A 19,378-nucleotide genomic window follows, 5' to 3' on the forward strand; every position below is an offset into this window, starting at 1 on the left:
TCAATTAACAACATCCTGTATTTCCACCACAACAAGAACCTTTAGTTTGTGTTTTAACTTCTACCTCTTTTTTTTCATCAACAGCACAACAACCTTCTGTGCTATCGCAACAAGTGTTATTCTCTACTTCATCAAGAGTTTCACAGTGTGCTTGAAGTTCTGTAATTGTTGGATAGCTACCAGTTTTTATCACTGTACCATCTACCATAGTTACAGGTAGTATTTCATTACCTTTGCTTTGAAGGAGGTTCAAAATAGTTTCATTGACAACAAACACTTGAGGGTTACTTGTCAAATTATAGCGATATGCTTTGATTTCTTTATTATCTTTTAAACTATCCATCAAATTTGTGATACGTAATAACTCTGAATCAACTGACGGACCACATACTCCTGTAGAACAACACATTGCTGGTTCAAATATTTCAATTTTTTGCATTTTAGTTTATTCCCTTCTTTATTTGCTACAAGAACAGCCATTTTTTCCTGTTCCACATACACAAGTCTCTTCATCATGAGAAAAAAGTGACTTACACAGAGCTTGAAAATCACGTGTAAATTCTTCACTCAATGTATAGTAATTCCACGTTGCTTTTTTTTCAACTGTGATTATTCCAGCTTTTTCTAACACCTTCATGTGATGTGAAAGTGCTGGTTGTGAGAAATCGAAGTGTTCTAAAAGGTCGCAAGCACATTTTGTCCCACATGAAAGTAAGTCAACAATCTTCAAGCGATTTGGCTCAGCTAAAGCTTTTAGCCCTACCACCATATTTTCATAATCCATATTATTCCTTTCTTTAATATAAATAATCGTTTATGTATATAAATATAAATGATTATTTATATTATGTCAAACATAAATATTTGTTTATGTTTCTTTTTTTGAATTGTAATGTTCGCAAATTTATAAAATAAAAAATCGTTAGAAATTTCTAGCGACCCTTTATTTTATAAATTTTATTTACTCACATTAACTGCTTGGTTAGCTTTTCTTTCTTTAATCCTATAATTGCCTGCTTACTCGAGTAACTCAGCCCATAAATTCATTTTACCATAATGGTCTAACTTATTACATTCTAAAATTTTATTACCAATTATCAATAGTGATTAATACCCACAAAACATCTAATTTTCAATATCTTATGATCTGTATAGTATTGTTGCACGCAATAAACCAACTATTAAATGCTACTACCCTCTCTCATCTTAAAATAAAAAAACTTCTCGCGGCGTAATGCGAGAAGTTCAACACTTCTTAAATTATAAGCAACATTACTTAAATAAAACAAAAAATACTGGAGACTTATTCGTTAATCTGTTTTGAACTATCATTTTTTTCTTTTTTACTTTCAATATTCTTATCGGTGTTTTCATCTAACTTGTTTTGTATATATTGATCTAGATACTTAGAAAGTTCCTCACCCTTTAAATTTCCTAATTCTGGTATTTGAATTACCTCTAATGTCACTTTTTTTAGCCCGTAACTAGATAAACTTTCCTTTAAATTATTCATTTTAGAGGAATTAATTTCTTTACCAGATACTGTTAAAACAAGCTTATTCTGCGATTTTTTATAATTCTGATCCAAAATAACGTAATCTTTAAATTCATTTTTCAAAAAATTATTAATGGTATATTTACGAACACTATCCTGAACTAAAGATGAAGCAGAAATAATACTTGGGATCATGATTAATATAGAAATTACTAACAAGAAAAGGTTAATTCTGTTTTTGTTTATACTCACTTTATAATGTACTGGAAATTTCATCACTCTGATACCAATAACTGTCGCAATCATAATGAAAGCACTATTGATAACAAATAAATAAGACGCTCCTAAAAAATATTCCCATTTTAATACTGAAATTGAATACCCAATAGTACATAAAGGTGGCATTAAAGCTGTAGCTATTGCCACTCCTGGCACAATATTATTAGCTTGTTTTTTTCTTGCACCAATGATTCCTGCCACTCCACCTGCAAAAGCGATGATAACATCCCAGATGGTTGGACTTGTTCTTGAAATAATTTCGCTACTCGGATAACTGATAGGTGATATCATAAAATAAAGTGAGGCTACGATTATGCTGACCGCTACTTCTAAGAGTAATAATTTAGCAGACTTTTTTACTACAAAAGAGTCAAAAACAGACAGACCATATCCTAAGGCTAATATTGGTGTCATAACAGGAGAAATTAACATAGCTCCTATAACTACAGCATTAGAATTCATGTTTAATCCAATTGAAGCAATTAAAATAGCACACACTAATATTATTGAATCGCTAATTCTAATTTCTAAATCTTGTAATATTTTATCCCTAAACTCTATCGGGGTAAATTCATAATTATTTTTCATAATTCCTCCTTATACTTCTTTTAAATATTTTAACTGTCTATCAATTCAGATTATCCGACCATTACATTTTCTTCAGGATATTTATAGAGAGCTTCTTCTCTATTTTTAGTATTAAGAGAGTAAATGATTGTAAATATTCCAACACGACCAATAAACATAAGTAACCCAATTAATCCTTTGCTTGCAGAACTTAATTCAGGTGTTACATTCATACTCAGTCCTACTGTAGACAAAGCAGAAACTACTTCAAAGAGAACCTGATCGAGTTTTAAATTAGGCTCCAGTACCAATAAAAGAAAAGTAGAGATAATTACAAGAGAAAAGTATAAAAAAATAGATTCATAAGATTGTTTAACCAAGTTTTGAGGAATAGTTCTATTCCCAAATCTTGTATGTTTCTCTCTTCGTATGACAGCTCTTATATTAAGAATAAAAACTCCAATTGTTGTTGTTTTTATTCCCCCTGCAGTTGAGCCTGAAGTTCCTCCAATTGTCATCAAAATAATTGTTAGAAATAGACTTGCTTGACTTAAAGAGGAATAATCTTGTATAGCAAATCCAGCAGTTCTTGGTGTAATCGCAAAAAATAGACTCTGAACAAAATAAACTAAAAAATCACTTTTATAAAAAGAAAAACGAGTGATAAAAAAGAGTAACATCCCAAATAATATTAAAATTCCTGTTACAATAAGTGCCAATTTAGAATGTAAAGAGAGTTTATGTCTTTTTTTATATCCTATCAAATCCATGATAACAATAAACCCCAAACTTCCACATACTATAAGTAATGAAATAACAAGCATAATATAAGGAGAATGATCGTAAGATATAAGAGAATTTCCAAAAAGATCAAAGCCTGCATTACAATAGGCAGATACCGAATGAAATACACTAAACCATACCCCCTTTAGCCATCCATATTCTGGAATAAAAATAAATGAAAGCAAAACGCTTCCTATAAATTCAGCAATTAATGAAATAAATAGTATACCTAACACTAATGATTTTTTAAAACCTAAATGAGAAACAGAATATGTTTTTTGTAGGGCAGTTCTTGATTTCATAGATACTTTTTGATTCAATAATAGAAATATACTAGCAACTAAGGTCATAAAGCCGAGCCCTCCAACCTGTATCAAAATCAAAATAATAACTTGACCAAAAAAAGACCAGTATGTACTTGTATCTAAGACAGCTAATCCAGTGACACATGTGGCCGATATTGCGGTAAAAAGAGAATCTACAAAGCTGGTATATTCTCCAGCTTTTGAAGATATCGGAAGGCTTAGTATACTTCCTCCTAATATTACTACAAAAAGAAAACTCAAAAAAATAATTTGTAAATCTGTTAAATTTTTAATCATCCTTTTAATAAAAAAGTTTTTCATTTCTATCCAATCCTGTATTCATAAAGTATTTACAATAATTAGTATAACAAATTAAATACATTTGTCCTAAATGTCAAAACCCATATTTTTTCGAAAAAAATCTAGCTTTATAACATCTCGTAGTTCATTTTACAAATCATGAATGAGCTGATATACTAAACTTCTAAAGAAATTAAATCAAAAATTTAAGTATTGATTTTTAGAATGCGTTTATATAGAAAATAAAATGATAACTTTATATTATGATATAGGAAATGCTTCATGTGTTCAGGCAATAAAATGGTTTAGATAGCATAATATTAACATTAAGAAAAAGAGAATAGAATTAATAACAAAAAATGAATTAATCTATATCCTTTCTTTAACTGATAATGGCTTTCCTGATATTTTAAAATATACAACTAGGCTAAGCCTCAAAAAAATAGATCAAATAAAACACATTGAAACTTCTACATTTAACACAAGTGTAAATTATATTCTTGAAAATACTAATATCTTAAGAAGCCCCCTTATAGTTGATCAGAACAAGCTACTCATCGGTTACAAAGCAGAAGATATAAGAATTTTTTTACCTCCCAAATATAGAGAGGTTGGAATATCCTAGTTCTTTATAAAAGATATAAAATAAAAGTCATTCCAATATATCCGAATGACTTTTATTTACACACAATTTAGTTGGTTGGTTAGTTTTTTGGTTAGTTTCTAGCTTTATTTTTTTTAAAACCTATATTTTATCAGGTCCAATAAGAACTTTAAAATAAAGCTTTATATTACCATATTTTGCTGTGAGAGCCGAAATTATCATGGTATTTAGCAGGTGCAAGAGTTAAAGTATCCCGATCAACTACGCGTACATCATGATCTTCAAGTTCTACAATAATAATATTTTTAAATTTATCAGTATCTGCAGTAACTACTGTTGCTCTTTGGCCATTTGATAATGTAATGATATCTCCTGTTTGCATTTTATCTTCCCTCCTGAAAATTTTATCTTTGAATAGAAATATTGTTCTGCTAAAACTTATTCTTCCTTACTATAAAGGAGTAAATCTATATTTAATACTCAATTTATTCACAATAATTCAAATACTTATAGTAGCCATACATATTCACATAAGTTTGCTTTTTGTAACTAGAATCAAATATGTATTCTTTAAAATTAATGTTTTTCCTCATTATTGCTAATTCATAATTTACTAAACTCAATGGTTTTTCAAATATTACTGATATCTGTTGTTTCGTTCTTGCTATTCCCATATATCTCCTCCTTTCATTCCTCATCTATTTTACATTTATGTATTTTATCAGCTATTCTATCTTATTTGTAAGCTACGTCTTCTTAATATATAACAAATTATTATTTTATATCCAAACCAATATATATAAAAATCCCCGACGAAGCAGGGAAATCATCTTCATATTGCGGGAGTAGGATTTGAACCTACGACCTTCGGGTTATGAGCCCGACGAGCTACCTAGCTGCTCCATCCCACGTTAATAAATAAAAGCTAACAAACTCCACAAAGTAACATTGTTCTATATAAGTCCACTACCTTAATGGATGTTATTCAAATACTATCCTCATTGTAGCACACTTAACTAAATTAACCTAATTTCCCAATAAACGTATTACTTTAAATTCATAAACTTACTTCTAATGATATTATTCTCTACTTCCAATCGTTTCACTTTTTTGAGTAATTTGTTATTAATTCCCCTTAGCTGTTTATTTTCAACTTTAACTTTTTCTTCACATCTCTTCAGTATAAAATTTCTTAACATTGTTCTCCTTCTATAATCCTAGTCTTCATTACCTTGGTCATTATTGGACTAATGTCAAATATTTAGACACAAAATGAGCTATATTTTCTTAAAATAGTTTTCTTCTTTCTGATTTGGAGTTAAACCATTGTTTGCGGAATGAGGATTATAGTTGTTATAAAACTGTTCGATGTATTCAAAGCAAGAGAGTTGAACTTCTTGAATGGAGTGAAAGGATATCCAGGTTTGGAGTAAGAAGCAAGCAATTGATGCTCATCTAATATTTTTCTAAAGGAAGCTGATTTAAATTGGCTACCTTGATCCGAATGAAAAATGATTGGTTCCTTAGGCTTCCTCTTATTTATAGCCATCCCTAATGTGTCACAGGCAAGTTTAGCATCAATCCTGTCACTTACTTTCCAAGCAATACATTTTCTAGAGTAGAGGTCAAGGATGGCGCAGAGATAAACATGCCGTCTATGTCCTATAGAAATATAAGTGAAATCAGTTGTCCATACTTGATTCGGGGACTTAGGATTAAATTCTTGTTTAAGGAGATTATCAGAAGAAAATGCAGGAGAGTGTTTTGATTTAACTCTAGGTTTAATCGTTGACATTTTAGGGAGTGTCATAGACTTGAGAAGTCTTAAGATACGCCCCTCAGAAATATTAACGCCATAATCACGCAGGAGAATGATTTTAAAAGCTCTCGTTCCAATTCTTTTCTTGGCTTTCATATAAATCTCAAGGAGTAATTTTCTCAAGCGTTGATTTTCTATTTCACGTTTTGAGGGCTTCTTGTTTATGAAGTTATAGTAGGTGGAACGATTGACATGTAAAACACGACAGAGCGTAACTGTCGTGTGTTCAAATCGGAGTCTATAGACTGCTTTTAATCTCACTTGGAGTTTTGCATGAATATGGCACTTGCTTTTTTTAAGATAAGATTTTCTTCTTCGAGTTGGGCATTCCTTTTTTGTAATTCTTGAATCTGTTTAGCAGTCAAGACCGTATTATCTTCAAGACGAACTTGAGAGTACTGCTTGATCCATTTTGCAAGTGCAGAAGGGGAGACACCATAGTCTTTACAGAGTTCGGATTGAGTTTTACCTGTTTGGTAGAGATTAACGAGAGATTGCTTAAATTCCTCGTCGTAACGTTTAAAACCTGACATAAAAGTCCTTTCATTTTTGTGTCTTAATAGACAGATTATAACACACAATTTTCTGTCCACTTTTATAGTATAGCTCCAATTTAAATCATCGTTGACTTATTGGACGAGGAGTGGGGGTGCATTACCTGTTTCTGTAATAAATCAGTTGAACGATCATAATTTTAAGTTTGAACGTCTAGGTTCTCCTAAAAACAATCGTAAGTATAAACAAGAGTATGAAATAATTCGATTCATAGAGTACCCAGATAGTGCTCCAAATAAAAATTTTCGTTTAATTCCTTCTTATAAAAGAATGTGTATAACAATATTAAAAAACAATACTTCCTGTCAATATATGGGGTTTGGACAAACAAAAGATGAGCTACAAAAGAAGAAAGAGGCTATGAAAAAATGGAAGAATATTTTATAAGTCCAGTATATAATATTAAGCGTGTTCCTATAGAAAAAATAAAAGCAAATACTTACAATCCAAATATAACAGCACCTCCAGAATTTCATTTACTAGAGCGTTCAATTTTAGAGGATGGGTATACAATGCCAATTGTATGCTATTATAATAAAGATGAAGATATATATGAAATAGTGGATGGCTTTCATCGATATTTAGTTATGAAAACATCTGAGGAAGTTGCTAAAAGGGAGAATTATACTTTACCTGTATCTATAATCAATAAACCTCTAGAAAACCGTATTGCAAGTACAATACGTCATAATCGTGCTAGAGGGACTCATTCACTTGAATTAATGAAAGAAATTGTGCAACATTTAGTAGAAGCAGGTTTAAGTGATCAGTGGATTATAAAAAATATTGGTATGGATAAAGAAGAATTATTGAGATTAAAACAATTAAATGGGTTAGCTTCATTATTTAAAAATAAAGATTTTTCTAAATCCTGGGAAACAATGGAAAATAATGACAACGAGATTTTATGAATATATGTATTATATTGAGAAACCATAATGACTTGATTTCAAAAAAGTTTTTTTGATAAAATAAATGTTGTGAGATAACTTCCTTTCTACTATATTTTAGATTGTTATCTTAGTAAGATTTAAATGATTGCAAAACCCATGAACCTTTACTTCGAGTTTTTAATATAATACAGAATAGTTATCTCACAGGAAGCCTCTTCAAAGTAAGAGGTTTTTTTGCGGCAAAATTATTTATTAATATAATTTGATTGACCTACCTTAAACGGTTGAAAGAAGGGATAAATTTTTGTTAAAATAAAAACACGGGATACAAATCTTCTTTATTTTTAATAAGTTTCATAGTATTGAATAGGTTATCCCATTGCTTATTTTGTTTAGTCTCTCTAATTAGGGAGGCTTTATTTTTTTCTAAAAATAATAATAAAAGATTACTCTGTAAAAGGTAAAAGTAAAGTACCGAATAATAGCTAGCTAGATTTTTAAATCTGGGACAGCTATTATTCGGTACTTTCATTACTCCTTGATATTATAATGCATATTTTTTTCGCTTTAACAAATACTTTAAAATTTTTGTGAAAATGTAATGATATAAAAGACCATAGACAATACCCAATATATTAAGCAATATACGTAAGAAGATTGAAGTTTTTAGTCCAAATATTAATGTTGCTACAGTTATTGCTCCAATATAATTAAATATTGTTTTGTTTTGATAAGTTGCACAAAAACCCAAGCTGACTCCACCTAACATACCAAGAAAATTTGTAGGAATGACAAATAAGAGTATACCTGATAAAATTGAGCCTAAAATAACTCCTACAATACGTTCTTTTGCTCGGTTTGATATTTTAAATGTATCATATCCAGAAAATAGTGAAGAACAAGCAAAGGTTGCCCACATAAATCGATCTATATGAAGATAATTTCCTAAGACAAGCAATGAACCGATTCCTAAGGCATAGTAGAAAAACCAAATACTTTTCTTATTAAAATTAATACCTTCCTTTATGATATATGTAAAAGAAATATCTTCATTTAAAGACTTAAATTTTTTATAATATATTATAGAAAATAGTATATAAGTGAACAATAAGATAAAAAAGGAATGTAAGATTTGAGAAGTTGATGTATATTGAGTTGTTCCAATAAGATAAAGGTAGGAAAACGAGTATAATGCAGGATTTCCCATTTTAGGCTCTTTACCAGTAATCAAAAATAGCGATAATAAAATACTAAAATGGAATAGTAGTTGAATCGTTGCATAAGGTATTAAATAAATAAAAGGTGCTAACCAGAATAGAAATAGTACAAATCCTAAGCCAATTATAGATTGCTTTAGTTTATAGCCAAAAGGTACAAAGCGTAAATTTAATAAAATACAAAATAAAATAAGGGCAAGTGATGAAGTGTCTTTACTAAATAAAAAAGTTAGAGAAGTTATCCAAAAGATTGCAAACAAAACTATTAATATTGCTCTTAGTGATAAACAAAGCATAAATTTCATCTTCTTTTTTTTATCATCAGTACTATGGACTTTGTATTTTAATGTGCTAGGGTCTAGCTGTAACAGTTGATAAAAGTTCATATATGATCTCCTATAGAATATTACTTAACAAAAAATTTTGAAAAGAGAATAATAGCTATTTATTAAGTAAAGTATAATAGATAGTTTCCTATATTTTATCAGAATGTCTAATAGGAAATAATAACAATTTTACATTAGTAAATATTTTAGTATAACAAATAATTAATTAATATAATTGATTTTCTCACTATTGACCAAAGAAAATATTGATAATTTATCTGAATTTAAATCTTCCTTGTGCATATTAATTGCAGTGACTTGACTATTGTAGTAGGTAGTATAATAATAGATTCCTTTATCCATATTACAACATGAAGAGTATATGGTGTACTCGTATTCTTCGTTTCCTACATCGCAAAGCCCTTTCTGTTGCTCTACAGATTTTAAAATATGGAAGAATTGACTTACACTTTCTTCTTCTGTTTTTTCGATAGTAGCATTCAATTTAGTAAAAGCTACTTTAACAAATCTAGAAGATGAAGATAAATCTCCAGGTAAGCCCATTCCTCCCATTCCTCTGCTGTAAGCATCCATATTTATTTTATTAGAGAAGTTATTATCAGGAGTTTTAGTTGATAAAGAACGATAATTGTTTAAATTAAAGAGTTGGAAATCGAAAGGAGGATTATTTGTAAGTACTCCAACCGGATTATCAAAGATTTTCAAACCTTTAGCTGTAGATTCTACAACGATTGTTTCTTTAGTGTCTGAAATCATCCAGTGTAAAGGCGATAAAGGAAATGAGTCATTAAAATTTAAATCAATTAAATTTAAATCAGCTAACAGTTCTCTAGCTTCTAAAATATTTTTACATTTACCAAGAAGAAAAGGGATAAATTCAAAGGGCGTTATATTTGTTTTATTGTCAACAGTTGGAAAATAATAAGCATTTTCTGGAAAATTTAATCCAGCCATACTTAACCCGTATTCATTTGTTGCATCATAATATAAAGGATATCCATCTTCCATAATCCCAATTCCTATCATGGCATAATGTGAAAATAAGTCACTTTCTTTTCTAAAAACAAACGGAAAATTTCTGGGAGTGACAATAACACGTTCATTGTAAGATATTTCAAAATCAAAGTTACGACCAAAATAATGGTCAGATGAAGTGTATGTTAAAGCAGTACACATAGTATTTACCTCCATAATATAATTGTATAATTCTATTTTAAAATTCTAAAAAAAAAAAATCAAGAGATACAGTAAGAATTTTATAGTAATGTAATAATGAAGGATTTTATGGAAAAATATAGAGTTTCATATACTTAAATTCTATTATTCGATAATAAAAAAATATATATTGTGTGTATATGGTTGTGTGTATATGGTTGTGTGTATATGCGTATGGTTATTGGTATTAAACATTTGCTTATATTATAGTAGAATTCTATTCTTAGATAAATTGCAACATCTTCTGGAATTTTTAGTATACAATTCTATTTTATTCCCTTATTTTTGGTAGAGTTTATTATTATATTTAAGTTGTGTTAGAAAAATTTTCTATTTCTTTTTTAGGCTTTGGTAATCTCTTTCAACTTTCTCAAAGCTCCTTTTATATATTCTTAATCCAGGATAAGTTACTTTCTAAATTATGTATAACAAAAACTTTTCTCAAATCATTTTTTGTGTTAGTATGACATTGATAGTAAAATAAAAGGAAACCTGTAAATGAAAGATAGTAGCAAGATAAATGTATGGTATTTTATCCTTTGGATAATAATTGCTATAGGTGTATCAGTCGGAATATATTATTTTAATAGAACGTATCATCTTGGTATTGATAGTACAATGACAGGTTATGTTGGTCTAATTGCTGCCCCTTCCACAGCGTATCTTTGGATTGTAAGAGAGAGAAAAAAAGAAAAAGAACTTGAAAATAAAAGAGAAGATCAATATCAAGAAAGAATTTCTGAATTAAATAAAGTTTACGTTGAGGGAGTGAATCAGCTCTATGATGAAAATAAGCAATTAGCAGGTGCATTTACTTTAGTATCTCTTATTGATGAAGTGGTATTATCTTTCAAAGATATATTTAAATCATACAAATGATATTAATATAAAAATCGAACAAATAGTTTCAGTTTTATTCTCAAGATATGAACAAATTTTTACAGATGAGCCATCTTTGTTTAATGAATTAATTAAAGATGTAATTGTAAAAGTAGTAAAATCACAAAGAGATACACAACTAGAGTTGGACTGGTCAAAATTCACATTTAATAATTTAAGTTTTGGACTAAATGAAAATGAATATCCAGGTATAGAAATGAAGTATAAAAATTCATTTGAGGAAGCAAATTTATTTCGTTCACGATTTATTGAGTCGGATTTTAGTAGCTTAAATTTACAAAAAATGACAGCAAATAAAGCAGTCTTTGGGAAATAATTCAGATTTAAACAAAAGTACGTTCATTGAGTCACAGTTTAGAGAATCATATTTTATGGGTGCTTCATTAATTGGTGCAACTTTACATGATTCTACCTTTTTAAGTGCTAATTTGAGCAAGGCAAAATTGATTAATGCTGATTTAACAGAAGCGAGTTTCAAGTTTGCAGATTTAAGTGGTGCAGATTTACGTCGCGCCACTCTAAGAAAAACGGATTTTACAGGTGCTTCACTAAGAGGAGCAAAATTAGATGGAGCGATAATTGAAGGTACATACTTTAATGGTGCAGATATTTCTAATATCGATCTAAGTGGAGAGGAATTTCAAAAAGCGGAAATATATGGTTTAAGTATAAACGGTAAAGCTATTGACGCAGATACTGAAGCAAATATCCTTTCTGGTAATTTACAAGAAGTTTTTAAAAGATAATTGCAAAAAACTCATAATTTAAAAATTTTGAGTTTTTTTGTTACTTTTGTATTTACCAGTATAATAGGAGTGCCAATCAGAGTATACTACAAAGATTCATTTTCAGTTTCTGCTATAATTGGATTTATAAAAGGTCACAACCAAAGCAGCGTTTCTAAGAAGACGACAAGACTTGTGACAGGATTGTAGATTATATAATAGCTGTATAGCTTTGAAGTTTAAGCAAAACAAATGACAAAAAGTGTAAAGGATTTTTTATGTACGGTAAAGTAGATACATTTGAACAAGTAGAGAAATACATACAAGCACAACAAGAAAAAATAAATAGTTGGCTGCCATTCGATGATTTGCCAATTCCTTTTAAAATTGTTGATCAAGTTGAGCAAAAAAAAAAAATAAATACTATAAGAATGGTTTTAAAAATGTTGCTGATCAATACAAAAGATGTATTAAAGGGATTGGTAGTTCTGGAAACTTCTAATAATGTGACAGCAGCCATGATTTTATGTAAAACATTGATAGAAAACACAATATATGTTGCATATACTAAATATTTTTATATAGCTAAAGAATATGAAGCCTTTGAAAATATATTGGATAAGAACTATAAACTCTATATAGAAAACAAAGAAAGGCAAGTTAAGGAAAAGGCAGACCTCTCTTTTGATCAACTTGAAGGAGAGAATAATACAAAAATATATTTGCAGTACAAAGAGACATGTGCAATAGCTCATCCCAACTTTAAACAATTAATTCATTTACTATCAAATCATGATGAAAAATTTTCGGAAGAAAAACTATTAACTTTTAATATTAATGATAATATATTTAAAGAACATGAAATTGATTATACTGCAGAATTAAAAAATGATCTTCTGAACATAATTGACGAGAAAATTAATGAAATAGCTGAAGAGGTTGTTTTAAAATATAGCCAAGATTTTTTTATGTTACCGTAAAATTAGGAAAAATAGCAATGTCACCTAACAAAAAGGTATTGGATAGGTTAAAATAAAATATATATATATATCAGCTCAAAACTTAATAGTTATATCTATAACGAAAATACCGAGGAGAACTGAATCTCTTCGGTATTTTATTATGATAAAAAGATTTGTCAATAAAAGATTCGTTTATTTAACAGTTGTTTTTTCTAAAAACGATATACTTCCTGTTATATCTATCTTTTCTAATATATGTAAGAGTGGAGCTATACTATAAAAGTAGACACAAATATGTGTGTTATAATCTGCCTAAGAAGACACAAAAACGAAAGGACTTTTATGTCAGGCTTTAAATGTTACGACGAGGAATTTAAACAATCTCTTGTCACCCTCTACCAAACAGGTAAAACTCAATCTGAACTCTGTAAAGACTATGGAGTCTCCGTTTCTGCACTTGCAAAATGGATCAACCAGTACTCTCAAGTTCGTCTTGAAGATAATACAGTGTTGACTGCTAAACAGATTCAAGAATTGCAAAAACGCAATGCCCAACTAGAGGAAGAAAATCTTATTTTAAAAAAAGCGAGTGCCATATTCATGCAAAACTCGTGAGATTAAAAGCAGTCTATAGACTCCGATTTGAACACACGACAGTTATTCTCTGTCGTGTTTTACATGTCAATCGTTCCACCTACTATAATTTCATTAACAAAAGTCCTTCGAAGCGTGAAATAGAGAATCAATGCTTTAGAAAGACTCTCCTTGATATTTATATGAAAGCTAAGAAAAGAATTGGAACGAGAGCTTTTAAAATCATTCTTCTACGTGATTATGGCATCAATATTTCGGAAGGGCGTATCTTACGACTTCTAAAGTCTATGACACTCCCTAAAATGTCAACGATTAAACCTCGGTTTAAATCAAAACACTCTCCTGTATTTTCTTCTGATAATCTCCTTAAACAAGATTTCAATCCTAAAGCTCCGAATCAAGTGTGGACAACGGATTTCACTTATATTTCTATAGGTTCTAAACGTCACGTGTACCTCTGTGCTATTCTTGACCTCTACTCTAGAAAATGTATCGCTTGGAAAGTAAGTGAGAGGATTGATGCCAGACTCGCCTGTGACACCCTTGAAATAGTTTTGAATAAGAGAAAGTCTAAGGAACCAATTATTTTTCATTCTGACCAAGGGAGCCAATTTAAATCGGCTTCTTTTAGGAAAATATTAGATGAGCACCAGTTACTTGCTTCTTATTCCAAACCTGGATATCCTTATAATAATGCCGTGACTGAGGGCTTTCTCAAGTATCTTAAACAACGAGAAATTAATCGAAGAAGATTCTCCTCGATTCAGGAAGTGCAACTCTCTTGCTTTGAATACATCAATCAATTTTATAATAACTATAATCCTCATTCTGCAAACAATGGATTAACTCCAAATCAGAAGGAAGAGAACTTTTTTAAGAAAATATAGTTCATTTTCTGTCTAATTATTTGACATTAGTCCAATCTAGTACAATATCATTTTAAGAAACAATATTGGTTCCTTTTTTCATCTGGCATTAGGTCTGGATTTTGTGTAGGATCAGAATCTATTGTGTCCTCTTTAGACCATTTTAAGCATAATCATCTTCAAGCCTATCAATATCTAGTATTTTGATTACCTTTCCTCGACGCTCAATGAATCCCTTTTCTTCTAGTATTTTGAACTTACGAGAAATAGTTTCGGGAGTTGTTCCAATGAACGTTGCGAGATCTTTCATTTTCATTGGAATCGTAACAAGATTTGAATCTACTATTTTGACGAGTTGCAAAAGATAATTAGCGATTCGACTTTCAACATCTTCCATCATGAGAAATTGTGCTTGATATTGCATTTCCGCAGCTCTTCTCACGGTGGTTTCAAGTAATTTCAAACTTAGCTCGGGATATTTTAACAATAAATTTTTGAAATCTTGTTGTCGCAAAAAGCAAATTTTTGTTTCTTGCAATGTTTCGCCATAAAGATTCTCATTCACTACTCCAAACAAGGCGTCTTCACCTGCGTATCCACCAGGTTCAATTACACGTAGTAACTGCTCTTTACCAGTGCTAGAAAGCTGATATATCTTCAAAGTACCGTGCGCCACAATTGCGAGTTGAGGCACCGTAAAAGGGCTGATGACCGCTTCGCCCTTTTCAAAAGTCTTATGATGAACAACCTGCTCAACTTGCGCCAGTTCACTTTCTGAAAGTAAAGCAAATAGTGGGACAAGCTGTACACAGTGGTGTTCATCATGACTAAAATGATGTTCATACTTGCTCATTTTGGTAATTCTCCTTATCTTATTATCGCGCTAAAATTATAAAACTGCAAGCTTTGTTCAATTAAAGCCTACAGTTTCGTAAAAATTAATTGTCATTATCTTCATCTTCGTCATGAAAATCAGCAACAGCTTTACCCAAATCACCTGCCAAGTGACGAATAACTTGAAGATTGTAGCCGTAAAGTTCGACTACAACAGCCGCCAAAGCAAATTTTTCTTCTTTATTTGCTAGCTTAATTGCTCGCGTAATGAACATATTTTGTGCTTGAAAATCTGCAATGAAGCTTTCAAGTAGAGCTTCATCAGTCCAATATTTGGCTTTTGGATCCTCAGTAATGAACTTGTGATACTTTAAAAATTCTTCAGTTGTACTTGGTACAATCTCATTTTCGTCAAGAAGTAAATCCGAAATTTTAAAGAAATATTCATCTTCTTTTTTTGCAATTTCACGTAAATGCTCACACTTAACTGGGCTTTTCGCGTATATTCCTGCTTGAGTCAGTCGTACATTTTCAATGAACAAATTGGATAAGACATGTCCTAGCATCGCACCAGCCGTAGGCTTGTGGTGGTCAACCTCTGCTTTATCAAGTTCTTTAGCATATTTTTCATCAATCGTTAATTTAGTCATCAATTTTTTCCTTTATTCAATTTATAGTGCTGTCTTTACTGGTAGAAATCACACAACAGTTACTTTGCTACTTAAAACAGGGTACCCAAGTTTCTCAACCTTGCTGATAAGTTCATCAGCACTGACAACATTTTCGTCAAATTCTGCTTTAACTTTTGATGCATTGAAAAGCACTTTTGCATTTGCTACACCCTTAGTTGTAGTCATTGCTCCTTCGATTTTTGCCATGCAAGATGGGCAGCTCAATTCATTGAGTTTCATAATTACTTTTGACATAAGATTCACCTCTTTCTCTTTCTTTATAAATTAATTATAACTCGTTAGTACTAGCAAAAAATTGATATCTATCAAGAATATCAATTTTATTTTTTTATCTACAAAATAATAAAGTTTCTCGAGTCTCTTTTTTAACGCTGAATAACCTTCTATGAGGAGCGCAATCAGCACCAGTTAGAGTCTACCGAGACGGTCCGCGGAACGGTGTTTAAATCAATCCCTAATTTTGCCTGTATGAGATTTAAAAGAGCAAAACCATTAGTGATTTTTTTAAAACATCCATCGTACATAAGATGTTTGAAGTGTTCTGAAAACGCTATGTCCCCTCCTACCTGACAATCTTCCTGTCTAGCAAATGTGTGTGTTTCCTTTTTAAATAATTGTCATTGGAACTTCCTATCTATTTTTATAAAAAAGTTATATTGAGATAGGTATCAAAGCTTTTAAACAAGTTCAAATCCCTAACGTGCTACATTGCTTGCGATAGTTTCTCTCATAGCCTCAAATTCAGTGTCTTATTGAACCTCCCCCTATTAGTAAGGAAAACTTTAATTGTAAAGATTCTAGAAGCCATCGAAAATGTCTCGATGATTTTATCAAATCATTTTTGATAAAATCATTATAAACTTTATTGATATCAAAAAAATGATTCCTTTCAAAAAAAGAAAACAAACCGCATAAATTTTGGTTTGTTTCCATTCTTCTATTTCTCTCGATACCTAATCAGTCGCATGCCATTGACAATGACGATAAGGATACTAGCTTCGTGGACGAACATACCTGTGCCCATGTTGACAAAACTAGGTACTAATCCTGTACCTCCAAGAATTAGACCAGCCAGTAAAAAGAGCACAACTACAATCGCAATCACAATATTTTGTGTCATGTTGGCAACCGTGCGTTTACTCAAACCATATGCATGGACAAGTTCGTCAAAACTGGATTTCATTAGCACGATATCGGACGTTTCAATCGCAGTATCAGTACCAGAACCCATTGCAATACCTATATTAGCAAGTGCCAAGCTAGGGGAATCGTTGACACCATCACCGATAAAAGCAATTTTTTTACCAGAGTTTTTGAGTGATTTGACAACTTCAGCTTTTTCCTCAGGCATGAGATTGGCACGTACTTCATCAATATCGAGTTGAGAAGCGACTGCTTTAGCTGTTGTCTCGTTGTCTCCAGTCAGCATAATCATACGAGAAATACCTTCGTGGCGTAGCTCTTCGAGGGCTTCTTTGACACCAGAACGCATTTCGTCTGCGATACCATAAACCAGTTGTAATCTGTTATCAGCTGCAACCAAAACAACTGATGCACCAGAATTAGTAATTTCTGCGATGTCCTGTTTCTGCTCGGGAGAAATCGTGATGTGGTTAGCCACCATCATTTTTTCATTACCAATCAATAGGTCGTCTGCGATGATCCCCTGTCCTTTAACAACGTCCGTTTTTGCAAATTTGACAGGATTGAATTCTCCAATCATGCGTACAACAGCTGTTGCTAATGGGTGATCGGATTCATTTTCTGCTGAAGCAACTGCATCAATCAATTCTTTTGAAGCACCATAATTTTTGACGACAACAACTTCTGTATTGCCTTTCGTCAGAGTACCCGTTTTATCAAACAGAAGCGTGTCAATATGACTGAAGGTATTCATAACATCACCTCCCTTAATAAGGACACCTCTTTTTGCACCATTACCGATTCCTGCAACATTTGAAACAGGCGCACCAATCACGAGGGCACCAGGACAACCGAGTACGAGAATCGTGATGGCTAGCTCTAGATTATGACTAAAAACCCAAGCAATAGCTGCAATAACAAGTACCGCTGGCGTGTAATACTTAGCAAAGCGGTCGATGAATTTCTCAGCAGGAGATTTGGTATCTTGGGCTTCTTCAACCAGTTCAATAATTTTACCAAAAGTTGTATCTTCGCCAACTTTTTCTGCTTCTACGTAAATTGTACCATTTTCTAAGATAGAACCTGCAAAAACCTTAGCACCAGTTTCCTTTCTGATTTCACGTGATTCACCTGTGATGCTGGCTTCGTTGACATAGCCAGACCCTTGGTAAATATGACCATCAACAGGAACTTGACGTCCTGTTTTTACTAAAAGTTTATCACCAATTTCAACTTCATCAATATCTATTTCTTCGCCATCAGCAGATAGGGCTGTGCTGGGTGCCATATTCGTGAGTTCTTTGATACTTGATCGCGTTTTTTCAAGCGTTTTTTTCTCCAAAAATCCACCGAAAGCGAAGAGAAAAGTGACAATTGCTGATTCTTCGTATTCACCGATGAACAGAGCACCGATAACTGCAATAGAAACTAGCAGGTCAATCGAAATTTGTTTCACTTTGATTGCTTGATAGGCATGAATTGCAACAGGTATAAAACCGATAATACTTGCAATAATCATTGTCGAATTCCAAATCCATATTTGATTTACACCATATTTACCAAGGTATCCGAGTACAATGAGAATGGCTGAGAGGATAACCAAGTGATTACTGTGTTGTTGAAGTTGTTTTTGAAAGTTCAGTGTTATTTTTGCCATATTTTCTACTTCCTTTGATTTTCTTTATGATACTAGTATAGCGCTGCCCTTACTGATAAAAATTGACAACTATCAAGAAAATAAAAAAATTATACTATTTTACATGTTTCCTATATATAAGACTTAATATTGTATTTGGAATATAGCAAAAAAGAATAAAACGATTGAAAAAAGTCATATAATAAAGAAAAAGGACTTGCTGCAAACAAGTCCAATATAGCCGAGTAAAAGTCGGTGGCAGTATTTAGTTCGAGAACTGTTAATTAGCCAAAGTTGATATGACCCTAAAAATATAGACTTAAGAACCTATAAATTTGGAGGTCATTTTTCTTGTCAAAATATTCCATTGAGTCTAAATTAAAAGTAGTTCGTGAATATCTAGAAGGCAAGACTGAGGCAACGTTTCTTGCAAGAAAATATAATATCCCCTCATCAGGACTCCTTAGAAGTTGGATATGGAAGTACAAATCTGAAGGAGCTGCAGCTTTTCAGAAAAAGGTTAAACAAAATTATGCTTATAGCAAAGTTTTTAAAGAGTGAAAAATTATTAAGACTATTGGGTTCAGGTAAAATATTTCTATTAATGTAAAAGTTTTTAATACTGTACATGTCGTAATCTTCGTCAA

The 19,378-nt window shown here is 31.3% G+C and carries 19 protein-coding genes, 1 tRNA gene and 3 pseudogenes; 9 read left to right on the forward strand and 14 right to left on the reverse strand.

Features of this window, described 5'->3' with window-relative positions; genetic code table 11:
- Window positions 1–4: 4 nt before the first annotated feature.
- The 4 genes from arsD to J0J35_RS06250 form a co-directional block, all read right to left on the reverse strand.
- A complete protein-coding gene (gene arsD / locus J0J35_RS06235; protein ID WP_206887786.1) occupies window positions 5–439 on the reverse strand; it encodes an arsenite efflux transporter metallochaperone ArsD in 435 nt (144 codons plus the stop codon).
- 18 nt (window positions 440–457) lie between these two features.
- Window positions 458–784: a metalloregulator ArsR/SmtB family transcription factor gene (locus J0J35_RS06240; protein ID WP_206916221.1), complete on the reverse strand. Its 327-nt coding sequence runs from the start codon at window positions 782–784 to the stop codon at window positions 458–460.
- Window positions 785–1,303: 519 nt separating this feature from the next.
- Complete coding sequence (locus tag J0J35_RS06245) at window positions 1,304–2,362, reverse strand: DUF389 domain-containing protein (protein ID WP_206916224.1); 1,059 nt, start codon at window positions 2,360–2,362, stop codon at window positions 1,304–1,306.
- Between the two features lie 50 nt (window positions 2,363–2,412).
- Window positions 2,413–3,750, reverse strand: a complete 1,338-nt coding sequence (locus tag J0J35_RS06250) for a TrkH family potassium uptake protein (RefSeq protein WP_206887793.1) — start codon at window positions 3,748–3,750, stop codon at window positions 2,413–2,415.
- A 421-nt stretch (window positions 3,751–4,171) separates the two neighbouring features.
- Here J0J35_RS06250 and J0J35_RS11800 point away from each other — a divergent pair, with 421 nt between their 5' ends.
- Complete coding sequence (locus tag J0J35_RS11800; RefSeq protein ID WP_370569339.1) at window positions 4,172–4,354, forward strand: ArsC/Spx/MgsR family protein; 183 nt, start codon at window positions 4,172–4,174, stop codon at window positions 4,352–4,354.
- A gap of 166 nt (window positions 4,355–4,520) precedes the next feature.
- On the opposite strand, the gene J0J35_RS06260 is transcribed toward J0J35_RS11800, so the two are convergent.
- The 4 genes and pseudogenes from J0J35_RS06260 to J0J35_RS06275 all read right to left on the reverse strand — a co-directional run bounded on the left by J0J35_RS06260 (window position 4,521) and on the right by J0J35_RS06275 (window position 6,685).
- Window positions 4,521–4,715 carry a hypothetical protein gene (locus J0J35_RS06260; protein ID WP_014025157.1) on the reverse strand — a complete coding sequence of 65 codons (195 nt, stop codon included), beginning with the start codon at window positions 4,713–4,715 and terminating at the stop codon, window positions 4,521–4,523.
- Between the two features lie 103 nt (window positions 4,716–4,818).
- Window positions 4,819–5,007, reverse strand: a complete 189-nt coding sequence (locus J0J35_RS06265; RefSeq protein WP_016170874.1) for a hypothetical protein — start codon at window positions 5,005–5,007, stop codon at window positions 4,819–4,821.
- A gap of 163 nt (window positions 5,008–5,170) precedes the next feature.
- Window positions 5,171–5,244: transfer RNA gene (locus J0J35_RS06270), tRNA-Met, on the reverse strand.
- Between the two features lie 350 nt (window positions 5,245–5,594).
- Window positions 5,595–6,685: pseudogene (locus J0J35_RS06275) on the reverse strand (IS3 family transposase).
- Between the two features lie 76 nt (window positions 6,686–6,761).
- Between J0J35_RS06275 and J0J35_RS06280 the strand changes: the two are divergent.
- Both J0J35_RS06280 and J0J35_RS06285 read left to right on the forward strand, forming a co-directional pair.
- Window positions 6,762–7,094, forward strand: a pseudogene (locus J0J35_RS06280) (DUF3440 domain-containing protein); the annotation flags it as partial.
- A complete protein-coding gene (locus J0J35_RS06285; RefSeq protein ID WP_206887795.1) occupies window positions 7,076–7,618 on the forward strand; it encodes a ParB/RepB/Spo0J family partition protein in 543 nt (180 codons plus the stop codon). The pseudogene J0J35_RS06280 and the gene J0J35_RS06285, both read left to right, overlap by 19 nt.
- A gap of 526 nt (window positions 7,619–8,144) precedes the next feature.
- Here the strand turns inward: J0J35_RS06285 and J0J35_RS06290 are convergent.
- Together J0J35_RS06290 and bsh are read right to left on the reverse strand one after the other, a co-directional pair.
- Window positions 8,145–9,203: an FUSC family protein gene (locus tag J0J35_RS06290; protein ID WP_206916227.1), complete on the reverse strand. Its 1,059-nt coding sequence runs from the start codon at window positions 9,201–9,203 to the stop codon at window positions 8,145–8,147.
- Between the two features lie 162 nt (window positions 9,204–9,365).
- Window positions 9,366–10,340 (reverse strand): choloylglycine hydrolase, encoded by a 975-nt coding sequence (gene bsh, locus J0J35_RS06295; RefSeq protein ID WP_206887801.1) that lies wholly within the window; start codon window positions 10,338–10,340, stop codon window positions 9,366–9,368.
- A gap of 537 nt (window positions 10,341–10,877) precedes the next feature.
- Between bsh and J0J35_RS11650 the strand changes: the two genes are divergently transcribed.
- From J0J35_RS11650 to J0J35_RS06310, 5 genes and pseudogenes are all read left to right on the forward strand, one after another.
- Window positions 10,878–11,258 carry a hypothetical protein gene (locus J0J35_RS11650; RefSeq protein WP_242534003.1) on the forward strand — a complete coding sequence of 127 codons (381 nt, stop codon included), beginning with the start codon at window positions 10,878–10,880 and terminating at the stop codon, window positions 11,256–11,258.
- Window positions 11,212–11,595 (forward strand): hypothetical protein, encoded by a 384-nt coding sequence (locus tag J0J35_RS11655; RefSeq protein WP_242534004.1) that lies wholly within the window; start codon window positions 11,212–11,214, stop codon window positions 11,593–11,595. Before J0J35_RS11650 ends, J0J35_RS11655 begins: the two co-directional genes overlap by 47 nt.
- Entirely contained in the window at window positions 11,585–12,025 is a 441-nt protein-coding gene (locus tag J0J35_RS11660) for a pentapeptide repeat-containing protein (protein ID WP_242534005.1), read from the forward strand. The genes J0J35_RS11655 and J0J35_RS11660 overlap by 11 nt, the downstream gene beginning before the upstream one ends.
- A 257-nt stretch (window positions 12,026–12,282) precedes the next feature.
- On the forward strand, window positions 12,283–12,984 hold the full coding sequence (locus J0J35_RS06305) for an abortive infection protein (protein WP_242534006.1): 702 nt from the start codon (window positions 12,283–12,285) through the stop codon (window positions 12,982–12,984).
- Between the two features lie 324 nt (window positions 12,985–13,308).
- A pseudogene (locus tag J0J35_RS06310) lies at window positions 13,309–14,463 on the forward strand (IS3 family transposase).
- Window positions 14,464–14,589: 126 nt separating this feature from the next.
- Here J0J35_RS06310 and J0J35_RS06315 read toward each other — a convergent pair.
- From J0J35_RS06315 to J0J35_RS06330, 4 genes are all read right to left on the reverse strand, one after another.
- The gene (locus tag J0J35_RS06315; RefSeq protein WP_198494364.1) at window positions 14,590–15,279 is read right to left on the reverse strand and encodes a Crp/Fnr family transcriptional regulator; all 690 of its coding nucleotides are present in this window, start codon (window positions 15,277–15,279) and stop codon (window positions 14,590–14,592) included.
- Between the two features lie 85 nt (window positions 15,280–15,364).
- Window positions 15,365–15,910 (reverse strand): DNA-binding protein, encoded by a 546-nt coding sequence (locus tag J0J35_RS06320; RefSeq protein ID WP_019335408.1) that lies wholly within the window; start codon window positions 15,908–15,910, stop codon window positions 15,365–15,367.
- A 48-nt stretch (window positions 15,911–15,958) separates the two neighbouring features.
- Window positions 15,959–16,186 (reverse strand): heavy-metal-associated domain-containing protein, encoded by a 228-nt coding sequence (locus J0J35_RS06325; RefSeq protein ID WP_012898751.1) that lies wholly within the window; start codon window positions 16,184–16,186, stop codon window positions 15,959–15,961.
- A 703-nt stretch (window positions 16,187–16,889) separates the two neighbouring features.
- Window positions 16,890–18,752, reverse strand: coding sequence for a heavy metal translocating P-type ATPase (locus J0J35_RS06330; protein ID WP_206916229.1), 1,863 nt, complete (start codon window positions 18,750–18,752; stop codon window positions 16,890–16,892).
- A 330-nt stretch (window positions 18,753–19,082) separates the two neighbouring features.
- Between J0J35_RS06330 and J0J35_RS06335 the strand changes: the two genes are divergently transcribed.
- A complete protein-coding gene (locus tag J0J35_RS06335; protein WP_206887807.1) occupies window positions 19,083–19,292 on the forward strand; it encodes a helix-turn-helix domain-containing protein in 210 nt (69 codons plus the stop codon).
- Window positions 19,293–19,378: the final 86 nt, after the last annotated feature.

Source organism: Lactococcus sp. LG606, from assembly GCF_017309645.1.
GTDB lineage: Bacteria > Bacillota > Bacilli > Lactobacillales > Streptococcaceae > Lactococcus > Lactococcus petauri.

Bases quoted from the DNA above. Each gene is read 5' to 3' on its own strand.
- arsD (WP_206887786.1), bottom strand. From the start codon at position 439: ATGCAAAAAATTGAAATATTTGAACCAGCAATGTGTTGTTCTACAGGA.
- J0J35_RS06240 (WP_206916221.1), bottom strand. From the start codon at position 784: ATGGATTATGAAAATATGGTGGTAGGGCTAAAAGCTTTAGCTGAGCCA.
- J0J35_RS06245 (WP_206916224.1), bottom strand. From the start codon at position 2,362: ATGAAAAATAATTATGAATTTACCCCGATAGAGTTTAGGGATAAAATA.
- J0J35_RS06250 (WP_206887793.1), bottom strand. From the start codon at position 3,750: ATGAAAAACTTTTTTATTAAAAGGATGATTAAAAATTTAACAGATTTA.
- J0J35_RS06260 (WP_014025157.1), bottom strand. From the start codon at position 4,715: ATGCAAACAGGAGATATCATTACATTATCAAATGGCCAAAGAGCAACA.
- J0J35_RS06265 (WP_016170874.1), bottom strand. From the start codon at position 5,007: ATGGGAATAGCAAGAACGAAACAACAGATATCAGTAATATTTGAAAAA.
- J0J35_RS06285 (WP_206887795.1), top strand. From the start codon at position 7,076: ATGGAAGAATATTTTATAAGTCCAGTATATAATATTAAGCGTGTTCCT.
- J0J35_RS06290 (WP_206916227.1), bottom strand. From the start codon at position 9,203: ATGAACTTTTATCAACTGTTACAGCTAGACCCTAGCACATTAAAATAC.
- bsh (WP_206887801.1), bottom strand. From the start codon at position 10,340: ATGTGTACTGCTTTAACATACACTTCATCTGACCATTATTTTGGTCGT.
- J0J35_RS11650 (WP_242534003.1), top strand. From the start codon at position 10,878: ATGAAAGATAGTAGCAAGATAAATGTATGGTATTTTATCCTTTGGATA.
- J0J35_RS11655 (WP_242534004.1), top strand. From the start codon at position 11,212: ATGAAGTGGTATTATCTTTCAAAGATATATTTAAATCATACAAATGAT.
- J0J35_RS06305 (WP_242534006.1), top strand. From the start codon at position 12,283: ATGTACGGTAAAGTAGATACATTTGAACAAGTAGAGAAATACATACAA.
- J0J35_RS06315 (WP_198494364.1), bottom strand. From the start codon at position 15,279: ATGAGCAAGTATGAACATCATTTTAGTCATGATGAACACCACTGTGTA.
- J0J35_RS06320 (WP_019335408.1), bottom strand. From the start codon at position 15,910: ATGACTAAATTAACGATTGATGAAAAATATGCTAAAGAACTTGATAAA.
- J0J35_RS06325 (WP_012898751.1), bottom strand. From the start codon at position 16,186: ATGTCAAAAGTAATTATGAAACTCAATGAATTGAGCTGCCCATCTTGC.
- J0J35_RS06330 (WP_206916229.1), bottom strand. From the start codon at position 18,752: ATGGCAAAAATAACACTGAACTTTCAAAAACAACTTCAACAACACAGT.